We start from the raw sequence: 21,595 nt of genomic DNA on the forward strand, positions 1-21,595 counted from the left end.
GGGTTTTACGCTCTGCGAATCAAACTGTGCATCGTCGGCGCCGATAGAGGATTCTGTAGTCCATACCCAGATATCTCAGGCCAGGACTTTGCGGGAACAGGTGAGTGTGTGATGGCGGATCCGTTGGACTTGGTGCATTTGCGCACCCTTGTCGCGATAGCCGAAACAGGGGGCTTTCGACGCGCGGCAGATTCTCTCCATCTGAGTCAGCCGACGGTGAGCCAGCACGTCCGCCTGCTCGAGAAGCGACTGAAGCAGTCCCTGGTGGTCAAGGACGGCCGCGGGTCCCGGTTCACCGCAGCCGGGGAGCGCCTGGTCCTGGAGGCCCGAAAGTTGCTTGCGGCGCAAGACGAGGTGCTGCAACGATTCTCGATGGCGGTGCCCGACAAGCTCACCATCGGTTCCACCGAACACGCTGCGGATGGTCTGCTGCCTGAACTGCTGACTGCGCTACGTGGCGCGTACCCGGACGTCTGGTTGCAGTTCCGCATCGAGCGGTCCACCTCGCTGGCCGAATCGGTTACCAAGGGCGCGATCGATCTCGCCGTGGTGCTGGGCGGCAACGCCGAGCCGATCGGCACAGAAGTCGGAGCGCTCGCGCTCCGGTGGGTGGCGGCGACAGGATGGGACATCACCGAGGTCGACGGCTCGATTCCGTTGGTGGCCTTCGAGGAACCGTGCGGACTGCGGCGCCGCGCGCTCGCTCAGCTAGACGACCTCGGTTACGCGGTCACGGTCAGTGCCGAGTCCGGGAATCTCGACGGGGTTCTCGCTGCTGCGCGTGCCGGTCTCGGAATCGCCCTGCTACCGTTTTCGGGCGCGGTTCCCGACGGCCTCGTGGAGGTCCAGGAGTTGCCGGATATGGGCGACATCGACGTCCGGCTCGTCGCCCGGCGCGGCATCGACCCCGATGTCGAGCAGGCTGCCGTCGAAGCGGTCACTGCGCACTACCGGACGGTTGCCGACAAGGCCGGCGACGCCGGAACACACCTACAAGGAGTTGCCTGATGACCTCGCGCGACGAAGTCCTGATCACCACAACCGAATTGGCGTCGCTGATTGCCGGTGACGCTCCGGTGACCGTGCTCGACGTGCGTTGGCGGCTCGACCGTCCGGACGGCCGCGACGACTACCAGGCCGGGCACATCCCCGGCGCGGTGTACGTGGACCTCGAGACGGAACTGTCCGACCATTCGGTCACCGGCCGTGGCCGCCATCCCCTGCCCAGTGGTGACTCTCTGCAGGCGGCGGCTCGCCGGTGGGGCCTGAACGACGGTGTGCCCGTGGTGATCTACGACGATTGGAACCGTGCCGGGTCTGCCCGCGCCTGGTGGGTTCTCACTGCCGCCGGCGTCACCGGCGCTCGCATCCTCGACGGCGGCCTGAGTGCGTGGGTGGCTGCCGGTGAGGAGCTGGCGAAGGGTGCTGAGTCGCCGGCCGACGGCGACGTCACGCTGGCGCACACCGATCTCTACAAAGGGGCCCTCGCCACCCTGACCGCCGAGGAAGTCGCCACGTTCAGCGATTCGGGTGTTCTGGTTGATGCCCGCGCACCCGAACGTTTCCGCGGAGAGGTCGAGCCCGTCGATCCGGTCGCCGGACACATCCCCGGCGCCGGGAACGCGCCGAGTACCGCGACCCTCGGTGAAGACGGAACCTTCCGTGATGCAGACCAATTGCGTGAGCTGTTCGCCTCCGCCGGTGCCGACGGTTCCGCGCCGGTCGGTGTCTACTGCGGCTCAGGAGTCACAGCGGCCGTCGACCTGGTCGCGCTGAAAATCACCGGCGTCGACGCTGCACTGTTCCCCGGCTCGTGGTCGCAGTGGAGTTCTGACGCCGCCAACCCGGTGGCAACCGGTCCGGCCTGACCTGAAGGCGTTTCACACTGTGAAGTTGTCAAGGTGCTGGTCTGACGGTCGAGTGTCCTGCGGTCTATAGCCGAGATTGTGTTCTAGGCTGCGGTCGAAAGACCTCCCGCCGTTTGTCGGTGCGAGGGTCGCGGTAGCCGTTGTCGGTCAATGTGTTCAGGCGGTGTGAACCACGGATGGCCGTCGTCACCCATGTTCACGTCCCATCCCTGGTGGTGGACCATTCGGTGGTGATGGCGACACAACAGGACGGTATTGTCCAGGCTGGTCTTGCCGCCCTTGGACCAGTGTTCGATGTGATGAGCGTCTGTCCATCCCGCTGGGCGCCCGCATCCTGGGAAAGCGCAGCCACAGTCCCGGGCCAACAACGCTTTACGAATCGCCGGCGTTACAGTGCGGTGCTCACGCCCGACATCAAGCGGTACGCGTTCGCCGTTGAGAATCATCGACGTCAACGTGGCATCACAGGCCAGCATGCGGGCAGATTCACCACTGATCCGTCCCATCCACTGCAACCGGAACGGACTCGAATAACCCTTCTCGTTCAGAAACGCGGTGTACTCATCCACCGACCCATGAAGGCCCGGCGGATGCGGGCCTTCACCGGCCAACTCGCGCGCATCGACAGTCATCGTCACATGCGGACGCACCCCACCCACCGTCGGGCGATCTTCGCCCTGCAGATACGCATCGATCAACCGCTCCAAACCCTCGGCCATCCTCTGCTCTGCCGACCGCGGATCCGGCGTCCCATCCTCGGCTGGTACCGGCCGGGTCAACGGATCCAACCCGGTCAACAGTTTCTCCCCGAACACCGCATCAACATCGAACCGGCCACGCACCCGACCATCTGATTCCTTGCCGATCGACACCTGGTTCAGTGCAGCGTTTTCCGCTACCGGCACCACCCCGGCTTCGCACGCGAGCGCGAACGCATCGCCACGAGCGCGTTCGGAGATCTGCGATGGTGTCGCCCCCGACCACGCCTGCCCCAGCAGCCCGTTGATACACGCCTCCCGCGCCGCGCCCGGTAAACCCGGAACCGCCCGTTCAACATGGGCGACACCCCGCACGATTGCATCGACTTGCTCCCCGGAAAAGTCACCGTCGCCGGCATGAGCAGCTACCCGCGGCAATGCCGTCAACCCGCGCCCGATCCGCACCATCCGGTGTGAACATCCCGGCGCCAGACCACCTGTCATCAACAATGCTGCAGTAGACGACTCGCCCAACCTCTTGGCAACACCCCGACAATCCAAAGCCCCCGCCCACACCGACAACACATGATCGACCAGATGACGCACCCCAATCAATGCCACCACCTGCTCAGCCAACTCCCCATCAGCCTCAGGTGGCGACCCCTGCGCAAGCACAGTCAACGCTGTGCGGATTCCCCCGATATCCATGACTTGAGCATAGGTCCGAAAGTCTATTCGCACAACCGTTCGAACAAAGAAATATGTTGCGTGACAATCACATTCGACGAATAGATCTATCGGAACCCCTCAGCCTACCGCTGCAGTCTGACACCGCAGGAGAATGTCAAGTTCTCAGAACCTGGTGGCCCACTCGACGCGGCCAACGGCCCACTCGACGCGGCCAACGGCCCACTCGACGCGGCCTACGGCCCACTCGAGGTCTGCGAATAGACTCCGGATCAGACGGTCTTACCCGGGTTGAACAGACCCGTCGGGTCGAGTGCCCTGCGGATGGTGCGTTGCAGTTCGACACCGTCAGGCCCCAGCTCCCGTTCGAGCCACCGTTGTTTGAGTACGCCGACGCCGTGTTCGCCGGTGATGGTTCCGCCCAAAGCCAGTGCGGTGCCGAAAATCTCGTCGGCGGCGGCAACAGCACGGTTATACGCATCCGGGTGATCGCGGTCCACCACGATGATGGGGTGCAGGTTACCGTCGCCGGCGTGGCCGAACGTGTAGATGGCGGTGCGGTGGCGGGTGGCGATCTCGGCGACCGCCCGAATCGCGTCGGCAATGCGGGTGCGGGGTACCGCGATGTCTTCGATGAGCGCTCGGCCGTGGCGTTCCAGCGCAGGTAACGCTGCTCGGCGAATCGCCAGCAACTCGTCGGAGACCTGCGGATCGTCGCCTACGCTGACTCGAGAGCTGAAATGGCCGAACACTTCTTGCACGATCCGCGCCTCGGTGTGAGCTCCGAACCCGTCGGTCTGCGCGACCACAAAAGCACCCGCGGCATCCGAGGGAAGACCGAGAAGATCCCGGCTCTGCCGCAGCGACGCCTCGTCGAGCATTTCCATGATCGAGGGACGAACGCGCGCGGCCAGAACTGCAGTGGTGGCCGCGGCCGCCTGCTCGACATCGTCGAAGTACGCAGCGATGGTGACCGTGTCGGTGGGCTTGGGCTGCAGGCGGACCGTCGCCGACACGATCACCCCGAGAGTTCCTTCCGAGCCGGTGAACAAACTGGTGAGGTTCAGGCCTGCAACACCTTTGGCAGTGCGACGGCCGGTGTGGATCAACCGGCCATCGGCCAGCACAACGCTCAGACCCAGGACCGAATCGCCGGTCACGCCGTATTTGACGCATCGGAGACCACCTGCGTTGGTGGCGATGTTGCCACCGATGGTGGAGATCGAGGCGCTGGCCGGGTCGGGCGCGTAACGCAATCCGTACCGGCCCGCTTCGGCGTCCAACGCGGCCGTGATGACACCCGGTTCCACCACTGCGAGTTCGTCGGCGGGCGCGATGTCGGTGATGCGGTTCAGGCCACTGACGTCGAGGACAAGTGAGCCTGACCCGGCACTGGCGCCGCCGGCCAAACCTGTTCCGGCGCCCCGGATCACCACCGACAATTCGGTGTCCGACGCGTAGGACACCGCGTGTTGAACATCGTCGACGGTCTTTGCCTGCACCAGTACTTCTGGTGCTCCGACCGGGTTGAATCCCGAACGGTCGATGCGGTACTCATCAGGGATCTGCACGCCGGTGCGGACGGTACCGGTGAGCGATTGTTCCCACAGGGCAAAGGAGGTCACGCTTCATCATGTCCACCCGAGCGGTGTGATCACCAATTCCGGATGATCGCAATGTCTGATCGGTCGGCCACATGGAACCGGATTGATCCGAAAGCGCTTGTCACCTGTCGGTTGTGCGGGGGCGGCGGTAGCTTCAGCTCATGTCGAGATACGTGATCGTCGGAGCCGGGGCAGTCGGAGCCAGCTTCGCTGCCGCCCTGAGTGACCGCACCGACGTCGTGGTGGTGGCCCGAGGCACGAACCTCGACCATCTGCGCAACAAACCGCTGACTTTCCGCACCTCTGCGGGCACCCGAAGTGTTCGACTCGACGCCGTCGCGATCGACGAACTGCAGTTGCGCGCCGGTGATGTGCTGGTGCTCGCCGTCAAGACCCAGCACGTGGGCGACGTCGCGGAAACCCTGGCGTGGAAGCCCGTTCAGTCGCCGGCCGGTGAGGTGGTCGGATCCGCTGCGGAGACGCTGCCGGTGGTGACCTTGCAGAACGGCCTCGACGCCGAGCGAGCCGTCGCGCGATGGTTTGCGCACATCATCGGTGCAACGGTCCTGATCGCCGCGCGCTACACCGAGGTCGGCGAAGTGAGAGTGGGCGGCAAACCCAGCCTGGGCGGCGTGCATCTGGGTCAGCCGTATCGCTCCACCGGCATCGGTGCGGACGCCGTTCGCGAATTCGCCGCAGATCTGCGGGCGGTGAACATCGATGTCTCGGAGACCGCTGACATCACCAAGATCAAGGCAACCAAGATCCTCCACAGCGTGAAGAACGGCCTCGAAGTGCTGGCCGGTGACCAGTCCGATCGGGTCCAGATCGGGTCGGCGCTCGAAGCGGAGGCGCGACGGGTGCTCACCGCGGCTGGAATCGAGTACGGAGCCACTCGCGAACTCGTCATCAACCCCGAGCAGACCAGCTTCGACCCCGACATCGACGTGGTCGCGGGACAGCAGTCCACCTGGCAGAGTTTTGCGCGGGGAGCAGGTTCGCATGAAGGGGACCACCTCAACGGCGAGATCGCACTGCTGGCCCGATTGCACGGCGTGGACGCTCCCCTGAACACCAGATTGCAGGCGCTGCTGGGTACGGCATCGGAGCGAGGCGGTGGCACAGATCTGGCGGGTCTCGACTCCCTGGTCGAACTCGCGGCGGCGTCGTCCGCACGCTGACTCCTCCGGACCTTCGGCACTATCGTGGGCGAGGTGCATTCGACCTCAGACGTAGCTGTCATCGGAGCGGGCATTGTGGGCCTGTCCACCGCGTACGCACTCCAGCGCAGCGGTCTGTCCCTCACCGTGTACGACAGCGGTCCGCCGGGTGGTGGCCAATCGGTTGGCGCATCACGACTTTTCCGGCACGCGCATGACGATCCCCGCATGGTGGGTCTTGCGGTCGAGGCGCGGACGCTCTGGGACCGCTGGTCCGTCGATCTCGGCACCGAGCTCATCTCGGCGGACGGGTCGATCGCGCTCGGAGAGGTCGCGGCCAGCCGGGTCGACACGCTCCGGTCACGTCCGGGCATCCCGGTACGGCACCTGTCCGGAGACGAATTGCGTTCGCTGATGCCAATTCTGGCGCCGTATGACGGCCCCGCCGTGTTCGACGAACGTGCGGGTGCGATCCGCACCCAGGCCGCCATCGGTGCACTGGCGAACAGCTTGGCCACACCGGTCGTCACAGACCACGTTGTGGCGCTGCGTCCGCTGGGTGATGCACGTGTCGAAGTACGGGCCGGCTCGAACGCGAGTGTCCACAATGACGTGGTGGTGTGCGCGGGCCGCGGCACGGTTCCGTTGGCAGCCGGCATCGGACTGTCGCTGCCGGTGACGGTGAAGGCGCACGCCCGGGCGTCGTTCCGGGTGCGTGACGACACCCTTGGGGCGCTACCGAATTTGCAAGACGGCAGTGGTGTGTTCGAGGAGGCCGGTATCTACGGGGCGGCGCACCCTGATCGGTCGGCGTTCGGATTGGGCATCGCCCGTGAGGTGGAAACGACCGAGCCCGGTGGTGTGGCTGATCCGGATGCCTTGGCAGAGCTGATCGACCGCGCCGCGGTCTATGTGGAGAGGGCGCTCCCGGGCCTCGATCCGAAGCCGTTGCAGCCCATCAGTTGCTGGATCACCACCTTGCCCTGGGGTGATGACGGCGTTGCCATCTGGCAGGCCGACCACATCTTTGTCCTGGCCGGTCACAATCTCTTCAAACACGCGCCCGTGTTGGGTACGACCCTGGCGCAGTCGGTGACGGCCGGATCGGTGCCCGAGTTGTTCCGTCCGGAGTCGATGCTGGGCGGCGGCTGACCACTGGATCCGGCACAGCGATGTGACAAGGTGAAACCCGTGGTTCTCTTCCCGACGCTGAATCAGTCCGCTCTCGCCAATGGCGCCGACAAACCTGCGGTGGTGACCGTGGGGGATGTGGTGCTCTCCCGTAGCGATCTCGTCGGCGCCGCCACGTCGGTGGCCGAGCGGATCCGCGGTGCCCGGCGCATCGCGGTACTCGCCGAACCCACCGCCCAGACAGTGGTGGCCATCGTCGGCGCCCTCATCGCGGGTGTCGCTGTGGTCCCGGTGCCTCCCGACTCCGGCACAGCGGAACGCGAGCACATCCTCGCCGACTCCGGTGCGCAGGCCTGGCTGGGGGCCGCGCCCGCTGAACCGGGGCTGCCGGTCCTTCCGGTGCGGATGTACGCGCGGTCGTGGCACAGCCATCCGGAGCCACACCCGGACTCCACGGCGCTGATCATCTACACGTCGGGCACCACCGGCCTGCCCAAAGGTGTGCCGGTGACCCGCCGTGCCATCGCCGCCGGTCTAGACGCTCTTGCCGACGCCTGGGCCTGGACCGCCGATGACGTTCTGGTCCATGGTCTTCCGCTCTTTCACGTGCACGGCCTGGTGCTGGGTGTTCTCGGTCCGCTTCGCGTGGGGGGATCTGTGGTGCACACCGTGAAGCCGACGCCCGAGGCGTACGCGTCGGCGCACGGATCGATGTATTTCGGGGTCCCGACGGTGTGGGCTCGGATAGCTGCCGATGAGACCTCAGCTCGCGCGCTCGCCTCGGCCCGGCTCCTGGTGTCCGGGAGTGCCCCGCTTCCCGTTCCGGTGTTCACCACCATCAAGGACCTCACCGGTCACGAGATCGTCGAGCGCTACGGCATGACCGAGACACTGATCACCGTGAGCACTCGTGCCGACGGCGAGCGACGACCGGGCTGGGTGGGCACTCCGGTGGCCGGCGTCGAGACGCGGCTGCGCGACGATCAGGGCGCGGACGTCCCGCATGACGGGGAAAGCATTGGCGCACTGCAACTCCGGGGACCGATGGTGGCAACCGGTTATCTCAACCGGCCCGATGCGACCGCTGAGTCGTGGCTCGACGACGGCTGGTTCGCCACCGGCGACGTCGCAGTGATCGACCGCGACGGCATGCACCGGATCGTCGGTCGATCATCCACCGACCTCATCAAGACCGGCGGCTACCGGGTGGGCGCGGGGGAGATCGAGACCGTGCTGCTGGGTCATCCCGCCGTGCGTGAGGCAGCCGTCATCGGCGTCCCCGACGACGACCTGGGCCAGCGCATCGTGGCCTGCGTGGTGGGGGAGGACATCGTGGAACAAGACCTGATCGATCTGGTGGCCACCGAACTGTCGAATCACAAACGCCCGCGCGAGGTGCGGGTTCTGGAATCACTACCCCGCAACGCCATGGGCAAGGTGCAAAAGAAACTGCTGCTGTGAACGATCAAGGGTGACACGACGACGTCGCTTCGGCGTTTGCCGAAACCGTCCGCGCCCGCAAGCCACTGCCGTTAGCGTGGTTGCACGGCGACGAGGAGGTTCCGGTATGCATGCACTCCGTGCTGCGGTCGAGGCGAACAACATCGACGAGATCGAGTCATTACTTGCAGAGTCAGTCACCTTCCACAGCCCGGTGGCGTTCCATCCCTACGAAGGCCGCGACACGGTGGCGGCCATTCTGCGAACAGCTTTCGAGACGTTCGAGGACTTCGAATACGTCCGCGAGTTGGACTCACCGCTCGATGGATACACCGGCCTGGTGTTCAAGGCGAAGGTCGACGGCCTCGACGTCCACGGGTGCGACTTCATCCACGAGAACCCCGACCACGAGATCGACGAGTTCACGGTGATGTTGCGTCCGATGAAGGCAACACACAAGTTCGCGGATCTTATGGGCGAGAAGCTCGAGGCGGTACTCGGTAGCTGATCAGCGCCGAAACGCCCGCGCGTACTGCGGTGGGTGGGCCAACGGCGCGCCGAGCCGGTCGGCGGCCTGCCGGAACCACGACGGGTTGCGGAGCAGCTCCCTGGCCAAGAACACGGCGTCGGCCTGCCCGTCGGCGATGATTCCTTCGGCCTGCTCGGCGTCGGTGATCATCCCGACCGCCGCCGTCGGCACGTCGGCCTCGTTCCGGACGCGGGATGCGAACGGCACCTGGTATCCCGGGGCCACCGGGATGGCGGCATCGGGAACGGTGCCGCCGGTCGACACATCGATGAGATCGACGCCGAGCTCCTTGAGCTCGAGGGCCAGTTTGACGGTTTCGTCGGCCGTCCACCCCTCCCGGTGATCGGCGGTGTCCCCGGCGAGCCAGTCGGTGGCCGATACGCGGACGAACAACGGGTACTCGGTCGGCCACTGTCCGCGGACTGCGGTCACCACCTCGAGCGCAAAGCGGATGCGGTTGTCGAATGATCCGCCGTAGTGATCGGTACGGGTGTTCGAGTGCGGTGAGAGGAACTGATGGATCAGATAACCGTGGGCTCCGTGTAGCTCGAGCACGCGGAATCCCGCGTCTGCCGCCCGACGCGCGGCCGCCGCGAAGTCGTCAATGATTCCACTGATCTCGTCCACGCCCAATTCGCGGGCTGCCGGCAGGCGACCGAACGGCACATCGCTGGCACCGACTGTGGGCCAATGATTTTCGACACGTTCCTGATCGGGCCACGGACGGCCGGTGGACCCTTTGCGGCCGGCGTGCACCAGTTGGATGCCAGGCACGGTGCCCTGCGCCGCGAGGAAACCGGTGAGCCGACGGAACGCGTCTCGTTGACGGTCGTTCCACAATCCGAGGTCGTAGTCGCTGCTGCGACCGTTGGGGGTGATGGCGGTGGCCTCGGTCATCACCAGAGCCGCCCCGCCGACCGCGCGGGCCCCGAGGTGTTGCAGATGCCAGTCGGTGACGCTGCCTGTGCCGGGACCGTCGGGTACGGCCGCGAACTGCATCATCGGCGACATCCACGCCCGATGGGCGAAGGTGACGTCTCGGAGCGTCAGGGGCTCGAAGAGATGGCTCATGGGTTTGCTCTTTCTACAGGCCGAGGAATGACCGGGCGGCCGAGGTCAGCGACGTCGACCCGGGCCCGTGCGCGGCGGCGAATCCGACGGGGTCGGACTCGGCCATGTCGAAGGGATAGTCACTGCCGCAGACGATATGGTCGTCGGCAGCATGTTTCATCAGCAGGCGCAGTGCACCGGCATCGTGGGTGACGGTGTCGAAGTAGAGTTCCGCAAACGCCGCGGTGGGCGGTCGGGCAGAACCTCTGCGAACATCGGGCCGGTTCCGCCAGCCGTGGGTCCACCGGCCGAGCAGGTCCGCCGAGCAACCACCACCGTGCACGAAACAGATTCGCAGATCAGGTAATTCGTCCTTGACGCCTCCGAGGATGAGCGACGCGACAGCCGTCGCGGTCTCGACGGGGTTGCCGATGAGGTTGGCCAGATAGTGGTCCGACCACTCGGGGCGGGGGAGTTGCATCGGATGCACGAGGACTGCGAGCTGCAGTTGCGCTGCGGTGGACAGCACGTGGCGGAGGGGGCCCCGGTCCAAGGAGTCGGGTCCCAGCAGCGGTGGGATGGCAACACCGGCGATGCCGGGGACCGAAGCGAGCTTCTTCATCTGTGCGGTGGCGGTGTCGGGGTCTCCGATCGTCACCATGCCCAAGCCCACCAGTGCGCCACCGGATCCGGCGACGACGTCGGCCAGTGCGTTGTTGAAGTCGTCCACGTAGGTCTCGGTGCCGTCCGCCTGCATGGGGAAGGCGAACGGAGGTGCGGACAACACTCGTACCCCGATGTTGTTGCGCGCCATGTCGTCCAGGATCGCCGGTACGTCGCTCATCGCGGAGGCGTCGATCGACAGGGAGGTCTGGCCGAGAAACAGCTGCCCTTCCCTGTCGTGCATGGCTCCGAACGGGGAGCCCGGCGGCAGTCCGAACAATTCTCGGGGCAGCCAGTGGGCGTGTACGTCGATCACGCCGGCGGCGATGGGTTCGGTGATCATGTCCTCAGATGTTTCCGTCGGCGGGAGCCAGAGGCAACGGCGCGTTTGCACTGTCGAGGTGTTCGACGGTGGAGAAGACCAGGTCGGTGTCGCCGATGTTCTCGATGTCGTGCAGCAGGAACTCGCCCTCCCCGAAGCGGAAGTGGCGGGTCTCGCCGGCTGAGTAGGAGACCTCGCGCACGGTGCCGTCGTGGGTGTGCTGACGGCTTCGGCCGGCATTGATCGCGGTCCAGAAGTAGTCCAGCACGTGCCGGTGCGCGTGCCAGCGTTCGCCCGGCGCGAGCCGGATCTCCCAGACCCGCACGCGGTCGTTCTCGCTGAGAAGCCGTGAGCCCACGTTGCCGTCATGGGCGTTCTCGGCGAACTCGGCCTTGAGCCACTCGGGCCATCCCTGGAAGTCTGTGGCGACGAGGTCGCCGGCCAGCGGCAGATCGTTCAGAAAGCTGTTCTCGGTCATGGTCTTTGCTCCTTCGAGAGGTATTACGAGGTGATCGTTTGCGGTCAGCGGCCGGGTCCGTAGAGACCGAACCGGAGGTCGGGGTCGCCGGGGACCCAGCTGTTGTGGAACTGTGACCGCTCGCCCATGTCGACGACTCGTCGCAGTAGTGATTCGCTGAGCTCGAGCTGGCCGGGTTCCCACTTGCGCAGTGCCGTTGCGATGTCGCCGTCGGCGGCTTCGAGTGCTGCGGCCAGTGCCCAGGCGTCGGCAGCAGCTTTGGCAGTGCCCGCCGCGGCGTGTGGCCGGGCGCTGCACGCGGCGTCGCCGACCAGGGCCACGCGGCCCTGTGCCATCCGGGACGAACGGGCGTCCGACACCACCTGCAGGTACGGCTGTTCGGTGGAGGTGACCACCTCGGCCGCGGCCGGTGCCAGCATTCGGGCAGCTGTATCGCGCATCTCGGCGACGTAGCGGTCTTGGACCTGGCCGGGATGGATGGAGACCGATCCGCTGAAACCTCGCTTGTCGACGAGCATTTCACTCAGTTCGGGTCCGGGTGCGACGTTGCGGTACCAGACGTAGTTCATCAACCGGTGCTGCCGCTCGACGCCCTCCTCACCGGGGATCGGGTAGAGGGTGATGTGTGAATTGGGGATCACGCAGTAGCTGATTGCGTCGTGCATCAGGTCTTGGGTGGGTCCCGACAGCGACGCCAGCGGAACGGTGCCCCGCCAGCCGACGTAGCCCGAATAGTGCAGTGAGGACTCGGGATCGAAGCGCTCTCGGGCCAACGAGGTGATGCCGTCGGCGAAGACCACCAGGTCAGCGGTCTCGACTCGCCCGCTGACGAAGCGAACCGTGACACTGGTGTCGGATTGGTCGAAGCCGCAGGCCAATTCGCCGAGGTGGTAGTGGTCAGCGCCGAAGTCGGCGAGCAGCGCCCGGTAGAACGTGCCCCACGAGGTGTAGGTCCACGTGCGGTCCTCGCTGTAGATCACCTCGTTGCCGTCGCCGAGGTACTGGACCTTGGACGTGGACGTACTCAACGCGGTGGGTTGCTGGTTGCTCCGTTCGGTGAACCAGCGCATGGTGTCGGGTTGCAACACTATTCCGCTGCCGCGTCCGTCGAGAGCCGATGCGGTGCGCTCGTAGACGTCGACGGTGAAGCCCAGATCGCGCAGGAGCAGGGCGGTGGTGAGGCCACCGATCGAACCTCCGATGACGATGGCGGTGGCGTTGCTGTAGGTACTCATGAGTGGCTGTCCTCTCGGGTCAGGGCCGGCCGGGGTGGATCGGTGTGGGGTGGTTCGGTGGTGGCCGAAGAATCGGTGGGCATTGCCGTGCCACGGGTATCGGGGGCGAAGAGCAAACCGATGACCGCGATGAGTCCGACGGCGGCGATGGTCGCGGTTGCGAGTCCCAGGTTGCCGCTGAACCAGGAGGTGGCGATGACTCCTGCGATGAGGGGTCCCGAGGCCGTGACGAGGCGGCCGACGCTGTTACTCAGTGCCAGGGCAGTGGCGCGGACGCTGGGCGGGAACAGCTCGGGGCCGTAGATGAACGTTCCGGACAGGGCGCCGAAGAGGCCGAAGCCCAGGATCGGCATCGCGACAACGTATTCGGTGTAGCTGTGACCGAAGGGGAACACGTAGACAATGGCTGCGGCCGAGACGATGAAACTCAACGCGAACGTCTTGCGGCGGCCCAGTGCGTCGGCGAGAAAACCCCACGACGCGTAGCCGATGATGCCGCCGGCGTTGAAGAGCATCGAGGCGATGGCGACCCGATGGTCGGCAAGCGAATCGGGAAGCGCACTGTCCTCGGTCATGTTCCGGATGATCTGGGGGTACCAGGTGGACACGCTCCAGAAGGCGATCAATGAGCCGGTGGCCAGCGCGGTGCACACCAGCGTGGGTCGAAGAAGCGGAGGTGCGAATAGTCGGCGGAGGACAAAGCTGTCTTCTTCGGTGGCTTGGCCGCGCGCCTTCCGGTCTTTGCGTGCCCGGATGCTGGCCTCGATCTCGGGAGGCTCGGGAACGTAGCGGCGGATGAACCAGACCAACAGCGCGGGAATGACGGCCAGTCCCATCATGAATCGCCAGCCCAGGCTGCCCCAGAGCGCGTAGACCGCTGAGGCGATGAAGAAGCCGCCGGCGTAACCGGACATCATCACGCCGCCGGCGCGAGCCCGGTGTCGGTTACGCCAGGTCTCGGCGATGAGTGCTGCGCCGACCGGTGCCTCGACACCGGAGCCCAGGCCTGCGATGAACCGAAGTATGCCCAGTTGCCACCAGGTGTCGGCGAAGGCGGCCGCGGCGGTGAACACCGCGTAGGTGAGGATGCCGAGCGAGAGCACCCGCGTGCGGCCGAAGTAGTCGGCAAGTATGCCGAACAAGATGGCACCGAGCGCCCATCCGACCAGGAACAGCGCGACGGTCAAGCCGCCGTAGAAGCCGATGGCGCTCGAATCGGCGGCTATGTCGCTGTGCGGAAGCAGTTCTCGCATCGCCGGCCCCAGGACCAGGACGTAGAGACTGCCGGCGAAGCCGTCGAGTCCCCATCCCAGTGTGGTTCCGACGAGCACGAGCCATTGCATTCGGCTGATCTCGGTGCGCCAGCTCGGGCGGACCGGGCCAGGGGTGGTGTGTGGCGTCGACATCGACGCTCCTTTCGGGTTCGGGTGGGCAGCGTTCAGCGCTGCGGCACCCACGTGCAACAGGAGAAGTGTTGGCGCCGAGACACTTCGATCTGTCCCGGGCCGGCCGTTCGACTAGTTGAGGCGCTGTTGCTCGGTGTCGCCGTACCAGTCGACATGGTCGTCGGCGGTGCGCACGACAACCGTTTTGATCCAGGAGAAGTCGTCAAACGATTCGGTGCCCGCATCCTTGCCGGTGCCCGATTCCTTCACGCCACCCCAGGGGAGCGACGGTTCGAGTCGGTGGTGGTCGTTCACCCACACCATTCCGGCGACGATTCGGCTTGCCACCCGGTGTCCGCGAGCGATGTCTCGGGTCCAGACCCCGGCGCCGAGGCCGTAACGGTTGTTGTTGGCCATCGAGATTGCTTCGGCTTCGTCATCGAAGGGGATCACCACGGCGACAGGTCCGAAGATCTCTTGTTGTGCCACAGTCATCTCCATCGTGGCGTCGGCCAGGACGGTGGGCTGCAGGAAGTAGCCGTGTTGCAGGTCGGCGGTGAGGTCGGGGACCGATCCGCCGGCCGCCACGCGGGCGCCCTCGTCGATTCCGGTGGCGATCAGTGCGGTGACCTTGCCGCGTTGCACCTCACTGATGAGTGGACCCATCTGCGTTGAGGGGTCGGCGGGGTCGCCGATGCGGATGGCCGAGGCGCGGGCGCTCAGCGCGGCGACGAAAGCGTCGTAGATACCGCGCTGGACGAGGAAGCGTGAGCCCGCGACACAGGATTGGCCTGCAGCGACGAACGCGGAGAATGCCGCCCCTTCCGCCGCGACCACCGGGTCGACGTCATCGAACACCAAAACAGGGGTCTTGCCGCCCAATTCTGCTGTGACACGGGCGAATCGGGAGGCTGTGGCCATCGCGGCGGCGCGGCCGGCCTCGGTCCCACCGGTGAGGGTGATCTTGGCGACGTCGGGGTGGTTGGTGAGCCGGATGCCCGCTTCGCGGCCGCCGGTGACCACGGTGACCACCCCGTCCGGCACGCCGGCGTCGGCGAGGATCCGGACCAGGGCCAACGTGGTCAGCGGTGTGAGTTCAGAGGGCTTGACCACCACTGTGTTCCCGTTGGCCAGTGCCGCGGACAGGCTACGCGCCAGGATCAGCATGGGATGGTTAAACGGGGTGATGATGCCGCACACCCCGAGCGGGGTTCGTTCCTGGTAGGTGAGATAGGGGCCGTCGCTGGGCAACACGGCGTTGCGTTGCGCGCTGAGCAGGCCGGCGTTGTAGCGGAACCACTCCGGTACCCGCGACAGCTGGGCGCGGGTCTCGGTGACCGGACGGCCGTTGTTCACGGTCTCGAGCCGGAAGAGATCCTCGGATGCCGCCTCGATCGCGTCGGCGCATCGCAGCAGCAACCGGGCACGTTCGCTGCGCACCATCGTGGCCCACGGACCCGACTCGAACGCCGCCAGCGCCGAGCGGACCGCGGCATCGACCTCGGCGGCATCTTGCTCCGGCAGGATCTCGATCACCTGGCCGGTGGCCGGGTTGATGATCTCGCGTGTGGCCGTTTCCCCGGTGGGCGCCGACGCCGCACTGGCGGGTGAGGTGGTGGCTGTGTCCGTCATCCCTGATCCTTCGTCTCGACTGGTCGTCCGGTCACCGGTTGGTTGCGCCTTGTGGCGGGTTGGTCGGTGATCTGAAATGAGTCTGTCCGTCGAGTGTGATCTGGATCAATGTCGCTACCGACACCATTAGTTTGCGGGTATGTCCCCTCAGGACATAGCGGGTAGTGGCAGTCTGGAGTGGTGACCCGCGCACCCGGCAAACCGTCCACCGAGTTGGTGATGTGGCTGCGCGGACTGCGGGAGCTGAGTTCGGCGGCAACGTCGGCGGCTGACCTGCAGGAAGTGCTGGGGTTGGTGGCCTCGACCGCTCGCGCGTTGTTGGGCTTCGACTTTTGCGGGGTGCTCACTCCCAACGATGCGGTGACCGAACTCGCGATCACCGGGTGGTCGGGGTTGTCGGAGGAGTACGTCAACCGGGTCAACGCCGATCATCCCATCGGTCTCGACAGCACCTCGCCGTCGGCGCGGGCTTTTCACACCGGAGAGCCCGTGTACATCCGAGACATCATGGCCGAGCCCGGCTTCACTCCCTGGGGGTGGCCTGCGCGCGAGCAGGGGTACCGCGCGATAGTCGCTGTTCCGCTCATCGCTCAGGACGAGGTGATCGGCACCCTGAACGGCTACTACCAGCCGATCCACACGTTCACCACCGCGGAGGTGGAGCGGCTCGGGCTACTCGCCAACCACGCTGCCATCGCCGTTACTTCGGCCCGTCGTCTCGACGAACTGCGCAACCTCAACGAGTCGTTGCGCGCGCAACGCGACCTGCTCACCCGCTCCGAGCAGATTCATGAGCAGTTGTTCGCGGTGACGCTGCGATCTGGTGGAATCGACGGTGTTGCACAGGTTCTCACGGGTTTGATCGCCAGGCCCGTGTTGGTGGAGGATGCGCAGGGCAATGTCTTGGCAACAGCCGGTGAGGTCTCTGGACTTCCCGATGCCCAACGCCGGGCAGCGACCCCCGTTGACGACACCCAGTCCGCGAAGCCGATACAGGTCCGTTCCGACGATGGGTCGGGGCGACACTGCTGGGTGTCGACGGTCCTGCTCGCAGGTGAGGTGGTGGCGCGTATCTGGTTTCCCGGCATTCCGGGACCCCTGGACCCCACGGGGGAGCGGGCGATCGAGCACGCGTCGTTGGTCATCTCCCTCGAGATGTTCCGGTTCCAGACCGGCATCGAGGTGGAACACCGGCTGCGCGGCGAGTTGCTCGCCGATGTGCTGGCAGCCGGGACGAGTGTGCCGGCACAGGTGACCGCTCGGGCCGCCAGACTCGGCCATGACCTCACCCGGACACACGTGGCCATCGTGGCGTCGATCGCCGTGGACGACGACGCGCAACGAACGCGGATCTACCGCCGAGCGTTGACGGCGGTGGCCGATGTGGCGCGCTCACATCAACCGCGCCCGCTGGCGGCGATGTACCGGGGAATGATCGTGGTGCTGTGGCCCATGCCGGACTCTGATGTTGTGAGCGGTGCGAATCACTCTGATGGGCAGGGTGATTCGCTCGCCGAGGCGGCTGCCGCCGTCCACCGGGCGGTGGCGCGTGTCGCGGGGAGCGCCGAGGCGACGGTAGCCGTGTCCGGTGCGGGGCATCGAACCCACCAGCAGGGCTACCGCGCGGCTCGCGGTGCGCTGGACATTGCGGTGCATGCCGGTCGCGTCGGTGGTGTGGTGACGTTGCCCGCCCTGGGGATCAGCGGCCTGTTGCTCCAGTTGGACGACGCCGACCAACTCCTTGCCTTTGCCGACCGCACTCTGGGTGCGTTGTTGCGCTATGACCAAGCCCACGGCACCGAGCTGGTCTCGACCCTACGAGTGTTGCTGCGTCGCAGAATGAATCGGGCTCAGGCCGCCGGCGAACTGCACGTCCACCCGAACACACTCAAGCAGCGCGTCCGCCGGATTGAACAACTGGCCGGGGCCGATCTCGGCGACCCGGCAGCGCTGGTGGAGTTCAGTACTGCACTTGTGGTTCGCGACGTTGCGACGCAGCAGGTGTCTCGCTTGCACGAGTGAGTTCTGCATCTGTGGACACTCACGCATATTCCATGTGGCGCCGGGGTACCTCCCCGGTCATGGGACTCACAGTTGCGGTCACAGGGCCGACAGGGGAAATCGGGATTTCGGCAGTCACGGCCCTCGAGGCCGATCCGGGGGTTGATCGAATACTCGGGATGGCGCGGCGCGACTTCGACCCGTCGTCGCACGGCTGGACCAAAACCGAGTACCGCCAGGGTGACATCCTCGATCGCGACGCGGTCGACTCCCTGGTCAGCGATGCCGACGTGGTTGTCCATCTCGCGTTCCTCGTGCTCGGATCGCGAACCGAGGGACAACGCATCAATCTTGCGGGCACCCGCAACGTGTTCGAGGCGACCATCGCGGCCGAGCGTCCCAAGCGCATCGTCTACACCTCGTCGGTCGCGGCGTACGGATATCACTCCGACAACCCGGTGCCGCTGACCGAGGACGTGCCCACCCGAGGTTCGAGTGAGCACTACTACTCCGAGCAGAAGGCCGAGGTCGAGAAGGTCATCGCCGAGATCACCGAGGATGCGACGATCGAACTCTTCATGCTCCGCCCGTGCATCGTTGCCGGGCCGAAGGCGACAGCCCTGGCAGATGCGATGCCGTGGAACTACATTCCCGAGCCCGTACGTAAAGTTGCCGGCTCGATCCCTTTCGCAAAGGTGCCGTTCCCGGACACCGGGGTGCCCGTGCAACTGGTCCACCACGACGACGTCGCCCGTGCCATCGCCTTGTGCGCGACCACCGATGCGCCTGCCGGTGCCTACAACATCGCCGGTTCGGGAACCGTCTCGCTCTCCGACATCGGAAGGGTCCTCGGTGCCCAGCCCGTGAAGGTTCCGTCGTCGTCGATCAATGTGGTCGCCGAGGTGATCAACCGTCTCCCCGTGAAGCCCTCGGACGCCGAGTGGGTGAACATCCTGAAGACGTCGGTGGTGATGGACACCTCCAAGGCCCGTGACGTACTTGGCTGGGAGCCCAAGTACTCCGCAGCCGAGACGCTCGCCGATTTGGCGACCGTTCTCGACTGACCGTTACGGCGGGTCGATCCGCCATCGCGTGCTGACTCTGCTTGTCTGATTCGCAAGCGGTGTGTTGAGGCGATCAGAGGAGTTGTTGTGTCGGATACAAAGTCGGAATCCGTGGTCGAGCTGGAGCGCAGGGGCAGCATCGGGATCATTTGGCTGAACCGACCCGACCGGCTCAATTCCTTCACCAGCGAGATGCACCGTCGGATGATCGACGTGTTCGACGAGTGCGATGCCGACGACTCGATCCGTGCCGTGGTGATCACCGGGCGGGGCAGAGCATTTTGTGCCGGCGCCGATCTCGGGGGTGGAGGCGACACCTTTGTTCTCGACGACGGCGGTACCGGGGAAGCCCCACCGGATGAGGGTGGACGGGTGAGCCTGCGCATCTACCGTGCCACCAAGCCGGTGGTCGCGGCAATCAATGGCCCGGCCGCCGGTGTCGGTGTGACGATGAGTTTGCCCGCCGACATTCGAATTGCCTCGGAGACAGCCAAATTCGGATTTGTGTTCGTGCGTCGCGGATTGGTGCCCGAAGCCTGCTCGAACTGGTTCCTGCCCCGCATCGTCGGTATCTCCACGGCGCTGGAGTGGGCGATGGGCGGCAAGATGGTGCCGGTGGCCGAGGCGCTCGAACGCGGGCTCGTGCGCGAGGTCGTCCCCGCCGATCAGGTCCTCGACCGCGCAATCGAGGTCGCGACCGAACTGACCGCGGGGACCGCACCCGTGTCGGTGGCGCTCACCCGGCAGTTGATGTGGAAAATGCTCGGTGCTGAGAGCCCCGAGGTTGCGCACCACGCGGAGTCGAAGGCAATTTTCATTCGCGGGACGTCAGATGATGTGCGTGAAGGTGTGAACTCGTTCTTGGAGAAGCGGGCTCCCGAGTTTCCGCTGAAGGTGTCCGACGGATTGCCAGATCTTTTCGGATGAACCACTCACGCTGGGTCGATGATCATCAACGCTGCATGCAGCGATGTGCGCGACTCGGCGTCGTTGAGGTCGGCGTCGAGTAGTCGCGACAGGGTGTCCAGTCGGGCATAAAGGGTGGGGCGCGAAAGCCTCAGCGATTTGGCGAGTTCGGCTTTGTTGCCGCCGAGATCGAGGTAACGACGTAGTAGCGCGAACAGTACGTCACCGTGTTTGGCGCGGTGTTCGAGCAGTCCGCGCAGTTCGGTTTCGGCAAAGGCTTGCACCCGCGGATCGTCGCGGATCAAGGCGACCAGTCCACGAAGGCGCGTGTCAGATGAGCGATGGAACGGGCGGTTGTCGGGAAGCGCGAGGGCAACGTCGGCAACGTGCCCGGATTCGTCGAGTCCCTGTGCCGCATCGATGATCTGAGTCGACTCCGGGCCGACTCCGATGACGCATCGGTTCACGCCCTCGACCCGCATGATGCTCTGCTGAATAGCTACGCACACGTCGGTCATCTCCTCGACGCGCTGGGCTTCGGAAGAGCTGTGCCGCTGGGCGAGAAGCACGTCGATACGTCGCCCGCCCTCGGACGCTGTGGTGAGCGCCGTGTGCCGCCCGACCTTGATCGCGTGGGTGACCGAGTCGAGGATGCGGGCTCGTCGTTGCTGCACCAGCACTTGATCAGCGCGACCGGCATCACGAAGCCGGATGGTCATCGCGATGTAGGCGGGGCTGGGTCGAAGCCCCAGCGCGAACGCTCTGGCCGTTGCTTCTGCCTCGGTGCGAATGCGGTTGTGCCGCAGGTCGTCTATCAAGCCGCCCTGTGCACGGAGCTCGAGCGAACTGCGATCCTGCTCGGTCATCCGGTTGAGGGCGATTGCCTGAGCGGCTCGTTCGACGATGACAACCGACCGGTTGTCGGCATCGTGCGTCTGCGGCGCGATCAACCGGCCCCAGGTCTGGGGATGCGCGCCCACGGGCCGGGCCAGCCATGCGTCGGGGTCGGCGTGGCTCTGGCTGCCGACCTCAGGGGTCAGGCGGGATCGACGATCCCAATCGGCCAGCAATGTCGCGGGCTCGGTGCCGGAGAAGGCGACAACCTGCCGGTTCAGATCTTCGAGTACCACCGGTGCCTCGAGCATCTGTGCCGCCGCAGTGACTATCTCGTCCACACTCGCTCGGCGCATGCTGAGATCGGTGAAGGTCTCGTGAGTGTTGCGGGCGAACTCCAGTTCGCCGTACTGATCCGCGACGATGGTGCGGTGCACCTGTTCGGTGAGCTGTACGAACCGGATCTGTCGGTGCAGTGCAATGACCGGGAAGGCGAGTGAGCGGCCGGCCTCGATGACCGATCTCGGCACCTCGTCGACGTGGACGCCCAGCTCGATGATCAGTCCGACCGCGCCCGCCGCGACCAGCCCTTCGAGGTAGGTGTCTCGCGTAGGGGGATCGGCCAGCGCGCGGCCGGTGGTGAGTACCAGCTCGCCGCCCTCGAGCAGATCGGACAGGTCGGCGAGGTCGCTGACGTGCACCCAGCGGACCGGCGACTCAAGGGAGCCGTCGGACACCAGTTCGGGCCGCCCGGCCTGGACCACCGGGAGTGCAAGGATGTCCGCGATGGTCGGCTGCATTTACATAGTGTAAGGCAATCACATTCGAAACATACATACTGTCGGCCCCATCGGGGCTGGTCAGCGTGGATGCTGGAACCAGAGAAGTCCCCCCGACGATTGGACCCC

General features: G+C 65.6%; 18 protein-coding genes. 9 read left to right on the forward strand and 9 right to left on the reverse strand.

Going from position 1 to position 21,595, the window contains the following annotated elements; genetic code table 11:
- The first annotated feature begins 111 nt into the window (after positions 1-111).
- Both ACVWY6_RS10525 and ACVWY6_RS10530 read left to right on the forward strand, forming a co-directional pair.
- Positions 112-1,008, forward strand: a complete 897-nt coding sequence (locus ACVWY6_RS10525) for a LysR family transcriptional regulator (protein WP_457537845.1) — start codon at positions 112-114, stop codon at positions 1,006-1,008.
- Positions 1,008-1,868 carry a sulfurtransferase gene (locus tag ACVWY6_RS10530; RefSeq protein ID WP_457537847.1) on the forward strand — a complete coding sequence of 287 codons (861 nt, stop codon included), beginning with the start codon at positions 1,008-1,010 and terminating at the stop codon, positions 1,866-1,868. The genes ACVWY6_RS10525 and ACVWY6_RS10530 overlap by 1 nt, the downstream gene beginning before the upstream one ends.
- 83 nt (positions 1,869-1,951) lie before the next feature.
- Here ACVWY6_RS10530 and ACVWY6_RS10535 read toward each other — a convergent pair whose 3' ends face one another.
- Both ACVWY6_RS10535 and ACVWY6_RS10540 read right to left on the reverse strand, forming a co-directional pair.
- Positions 1,952-3,274 (reverse strand): DUF222 domain-containing protein, encoded by a 1,323-nt coding sequence (locus ACVWY6_RS10535; RefSeq protein WP_457537849.1) that lies wholly within the window; start codon positions 3,272-3,274, stop codon positions 1,952-1,954.
- Positions 3,275-3,525: 251 nt separating this feature from the next.
- Complete coding sequence (locus ACVWY6_RS10540; protein WP_457537850.1) at positions 3,526-4,878, reverse strand: FAD-binding oxidoreductase; 1,353 nt, start codon at positions 4,876-4,878, stop codon at positions 3,526-3,528.
- Between the two features lie 140 nt (positions 4,879-5,018).
- Here ACVWY6_RS10540 and ACVWY6_RS10545 point away from each other — a divergent pair, with 140 nt between their 5' ends.
- The 4 genes from ACVWY6_RS10545 to ACVWY6_RS10560 all read left to right on the forward strand — a co-directional run bounded on the left by ACVWY6_RS10545 (position 5,019) and on the right by ACVWY6_RS10560 (position 9,096).
- Positions 5,019-6,038 carry a ketopantoate reductase family protein gene (locus tag ACVWY6_RS10545; RefSeq protein WP_457537852.1) on the forward strand — a complete coding sequence of 340 codons (1,020 nt, stop codon included), beginning with the start codon at positions 5,019-5,021 and terminating at the stop codon, positions 6,036-6,038.
- A gap of 33 nt (positions 6,039-6,071) precedes the next feature.
- Positions 6,072-7,169 carry an NAD(P)/FAD-dependent oxidoreductase gene (locus tag ACVWY6_RS10550; RefSeq protein ID WP_457537854.1) on the forward strand — a complete coding sequence of 366 codons (1,098 nt, stop codon included), beginning with the start codon at positions 6,072-6,074 and terminating at the stop codon, positions 7,167-7,169.
- Positions 7,170-7,208: 39 nt separating this feature from the next.
- Positions 7,209-8,609: an acyl-CoA synthetase gene (locus ACVWY6_RS10555; protein WP_457537856.1), complete on the forward strand. Its 1,401-nt coding sequence runs from the start codon at positions 7,209-7,211 to the stop codon at positions 8,607-8,609.
- Between the two features lie 106 nt (positions 8,610-8,715).
- On the forward strand, positions 8,716-9,096 hold the full coding sequence (locus ACVWY6_RS10560) for a nuclear transport factor 2 family protein (RefSeq protein ID WP_457537858.1): 381 nt from the start codon (positions 8,716-8,718) through the stop codon (positions 9,094-9,096).
- On the opposite strand, the gene ACVWY6_RS10565 is transcribed toward ACVWY6_RS10560, so the two are convergent.
- The 6 genes from ACVWY6_RS10565 to ACVWY6_RS10590 all read right to left on the reverse strand — a co-directional run bounded on the left by ACVWY6_RS10565 (position 9,097) and on the right by ACVWY6_RS10590 (position 15,882).
- Positions 9,097-10,188 carry an NADH:flavin oxidoreductase/NADH oxidase gene (locus tag ACVWY6_RS10565; protein WP_457537860.1) on the reverse strand — a complete coding sequence of 364 codons (1,092 nt, stop codon included), beginning with the start codon at positions 10,186-10,188 and terminating at the stop codon, positions 9,097-9,099.
- 13 nt (positions 10,189-10,201) lie between these two features.
- Positions 10,202-11,173, reverse strand: coding sequence for an amidohydrolase family protein (locus ACVWY6_RS10570; RefSeq protein ID WP_457537861.1), 972 nt, complete (start codon positions 11,171-11,173; stop codon positions 10,202-10,204).
- Between the two features lie 4 nt (positions 11,174-11,177).
- Positions 11,178-11,630, reverse strand: coding sequence for a cupin domain-containing protein (locus tag ACVWY6_RS10575; protein ID WP_030169786.1), 453 nt, complete (start codon positions 11,628-11,630; stop codon positions 11,178-11,180).
- 44 nt (positions 11,631-11,674) lie between these two features.
- Entirely contained in the window at positions 11,675-12,865 is a 1,191-nt protein-coding gene (locus tag ACVWY6_RS10580; protein ID WP_457537863.1) for an FAD binding domain-containing protein, read from the reverse strand.
- Positions 12,862-14,271, reverse strand: a complete 1,410-nt coding sequence (locus tag ACVWY6_RS10585) for an MFS transporter (protein ID WP_457537865.1) — start codon at positions 14,269-14,271, stop codon at positions 12,862-12,864. Before ACVWY6_RS10585 ends, ACVWY6_RS10580 begins: the two co-directional genes overlap by 4 nt.
- Before the next feature lie 111 nt (positions 14,272-14,382).
- Positions 14,383-15,882: an aldehyde dehydrogenase gene (locus tag ACVWY6_RS10590; RefSeq protein ID WP_457537866.1), complete on the reverse strand. Its 1,500-nt coding sequence runs from the start codon at positions 15,880-15,882 to the stop codon at positions 14,383-14,385.
- 180 nt (positions 15,883-16,062) lie between these two features.
- Here ACVWY6_RS10590 and ACVWY6_RS10595 point away from each other — a divergent pair, with 180 nt between their 5' ends.
- The 3 genes from ACVWY6_RS10595 to ACVWY6_RS10605 all read left to right on the forward strand — a co-directional run bounded on the left by ACVWY6_RS10595 (position 16,063) and on the right by ACVWY6_RS10605 (position 19,874).
- Positions 16,063-17,904, forward strand: a complete 1,842-nt coding sequence (locus tag ACVWY6_RS10595) for a helix-turn-helix domain-containing protein (RefSeq protein ID WP_457537868.1) — start codon at positions 16,063-16,065, stop codon at positions 17,902-17,904.
- 59 nt (positions 17,905-17,963) lie between these two features.
- A complete protein-coding gene (locus ACVWY6_RS10600; protein WP_457537870.1) occupies positions 17,964-18,947 on the forward strand; it encodes an SDR family oxidoreductase in 984 nt (327 codons plus the stop codon).
- A gap of 87 nt (positions 18,948-19,034) precedes the next feature.
- Positions 19,035-19,874, forward strand: coding sequence for an enoyl-CoA hydratase-related protein (locus ACVWY6_RS10605; RefSeq protein WP_457537872.1), 840 nt, complete (start codon positions 19,035-19,037; stop codon positions 19,872-19,874).
- Between the two features lie 5 nt (positions 19,875-19,879).
- Here ACVWY6_RS10605 and ACVWY6_RS10610 read toward each other — a convergent pair whose 3' ends face one another.
- Positions 19,880-21,487 (reverse strand): PucR family transcriptional regulator, encoded by a 1,608-nt coding sequence (locus ACVWY6_RS10610; protein WP_457537873.1) that lies wholly within the window; start codon positions 21,485-21,487, stop codon positions 19,880-19,882.
- Between the last annotated feature and the right edge of the window lie 108 nt (positions 21,488-21,595).

It is taken from the genome of Williamsia sp. R60, from assembly GCF_054063855.1.

Excerpts from the sequence above, each read along its gene's own strand:
- ACVWY6_RS10525 (WP_457537845.1), top strand. The coding sequence starts at position 112 with ATGGCGGATCCGTTGGACTTGGTGCATTTGCGCACCCTTGTCGCGATA.
- ACVWY6_RS10530 (WP_457537847.1), top strand. The coding sequence starts at position 1,008 with ATGACCTCGCGCGACGAAGTCCTGATCACCACAACCGAATTGGCGTCG.
- ACVWY6_RS10535 (WP_457537849.1), bottom strand. The coding sequence starts at position 3,274 with ATGGATATCGGGGGAATCCGCACAGCGTTGACTGTGCTTGCGCAGGGG.
- ACVWY6_RS10545 (WP_457537852.1), top strand. The coding sequence starts at position 5,019 with ATGTCGAGATACGTGATCGTCGGAGCCGGGGCAGTCGGAGCCAGCTTC.
- ACVWY6_RS10560 (WP_457537858.1), top strand. The coding sequence starts at position 8,716 with ATGCATGCACTCCGTGCTGCGGTCGAGGCGAACAACATCGACGAGATC.
- ACVWY6_RS10565 (WP_457537860.1), bottom strand. The coding sequence starts at position 10,188 with ATGAGCCATCTCTTCGAGCCCCTGACGCTCCGAGACGTCACCTTCGCC.
- ACVWY6_RS10570 (WP_457537861.1), bottom strand. The coding sequence starts at position 11,173 with ATGATCACCGAACCCATCGCCGCCGGCGTGATCGACGTACACGCCCAC.
- ACVWY6_RS10575 (WP_030169786.1), bottom strand. The coding sequence starts at position 11,630 with ATGACCGAGAACAGCTTTCTGAACGATCTGCCGCTGGCCGGCGACCTC.
- ACVWY6_RS10580 (WP_457537863.1), bottom strand. The coding sequence starts at position 12,865 with ATGAGTACCTACAGCAACGCCACCGCCATCGTCATCGGAGGTTCGATC.
- ACVWY6_RS10585 (WP_457537865.1), bottom strand. The coding sequence starts at position 14,271 with ATGTCGACGCCACACACCACCCCTGGCCCGGTCCGCCCGAGCTGGCGC.
- ACVWY6_RS10590 (WP_457537866.1), bottom strand. The coding sequence starts at position 15,882 with ATGACGGACACAGCCACCACCTCACCCGCCAGTGCGGCGTCGGCGCCC.
- ACVWY6_RS10600 (WP_457537870.1), top strand. The coding sequence starts at position 17,964 with ATGGGACTCACAGTTGCGGTCACAGGGCCGACAGGGGAAATCGGGATT.
- ACVWY6_RS10610 (WP_457537873.1), bottom strand. The coding sequence starts at position 21,487 with ATGCAGCCGACCATCGCGGACATCCTTGCACTCCCGGTGGTCCAGGCC.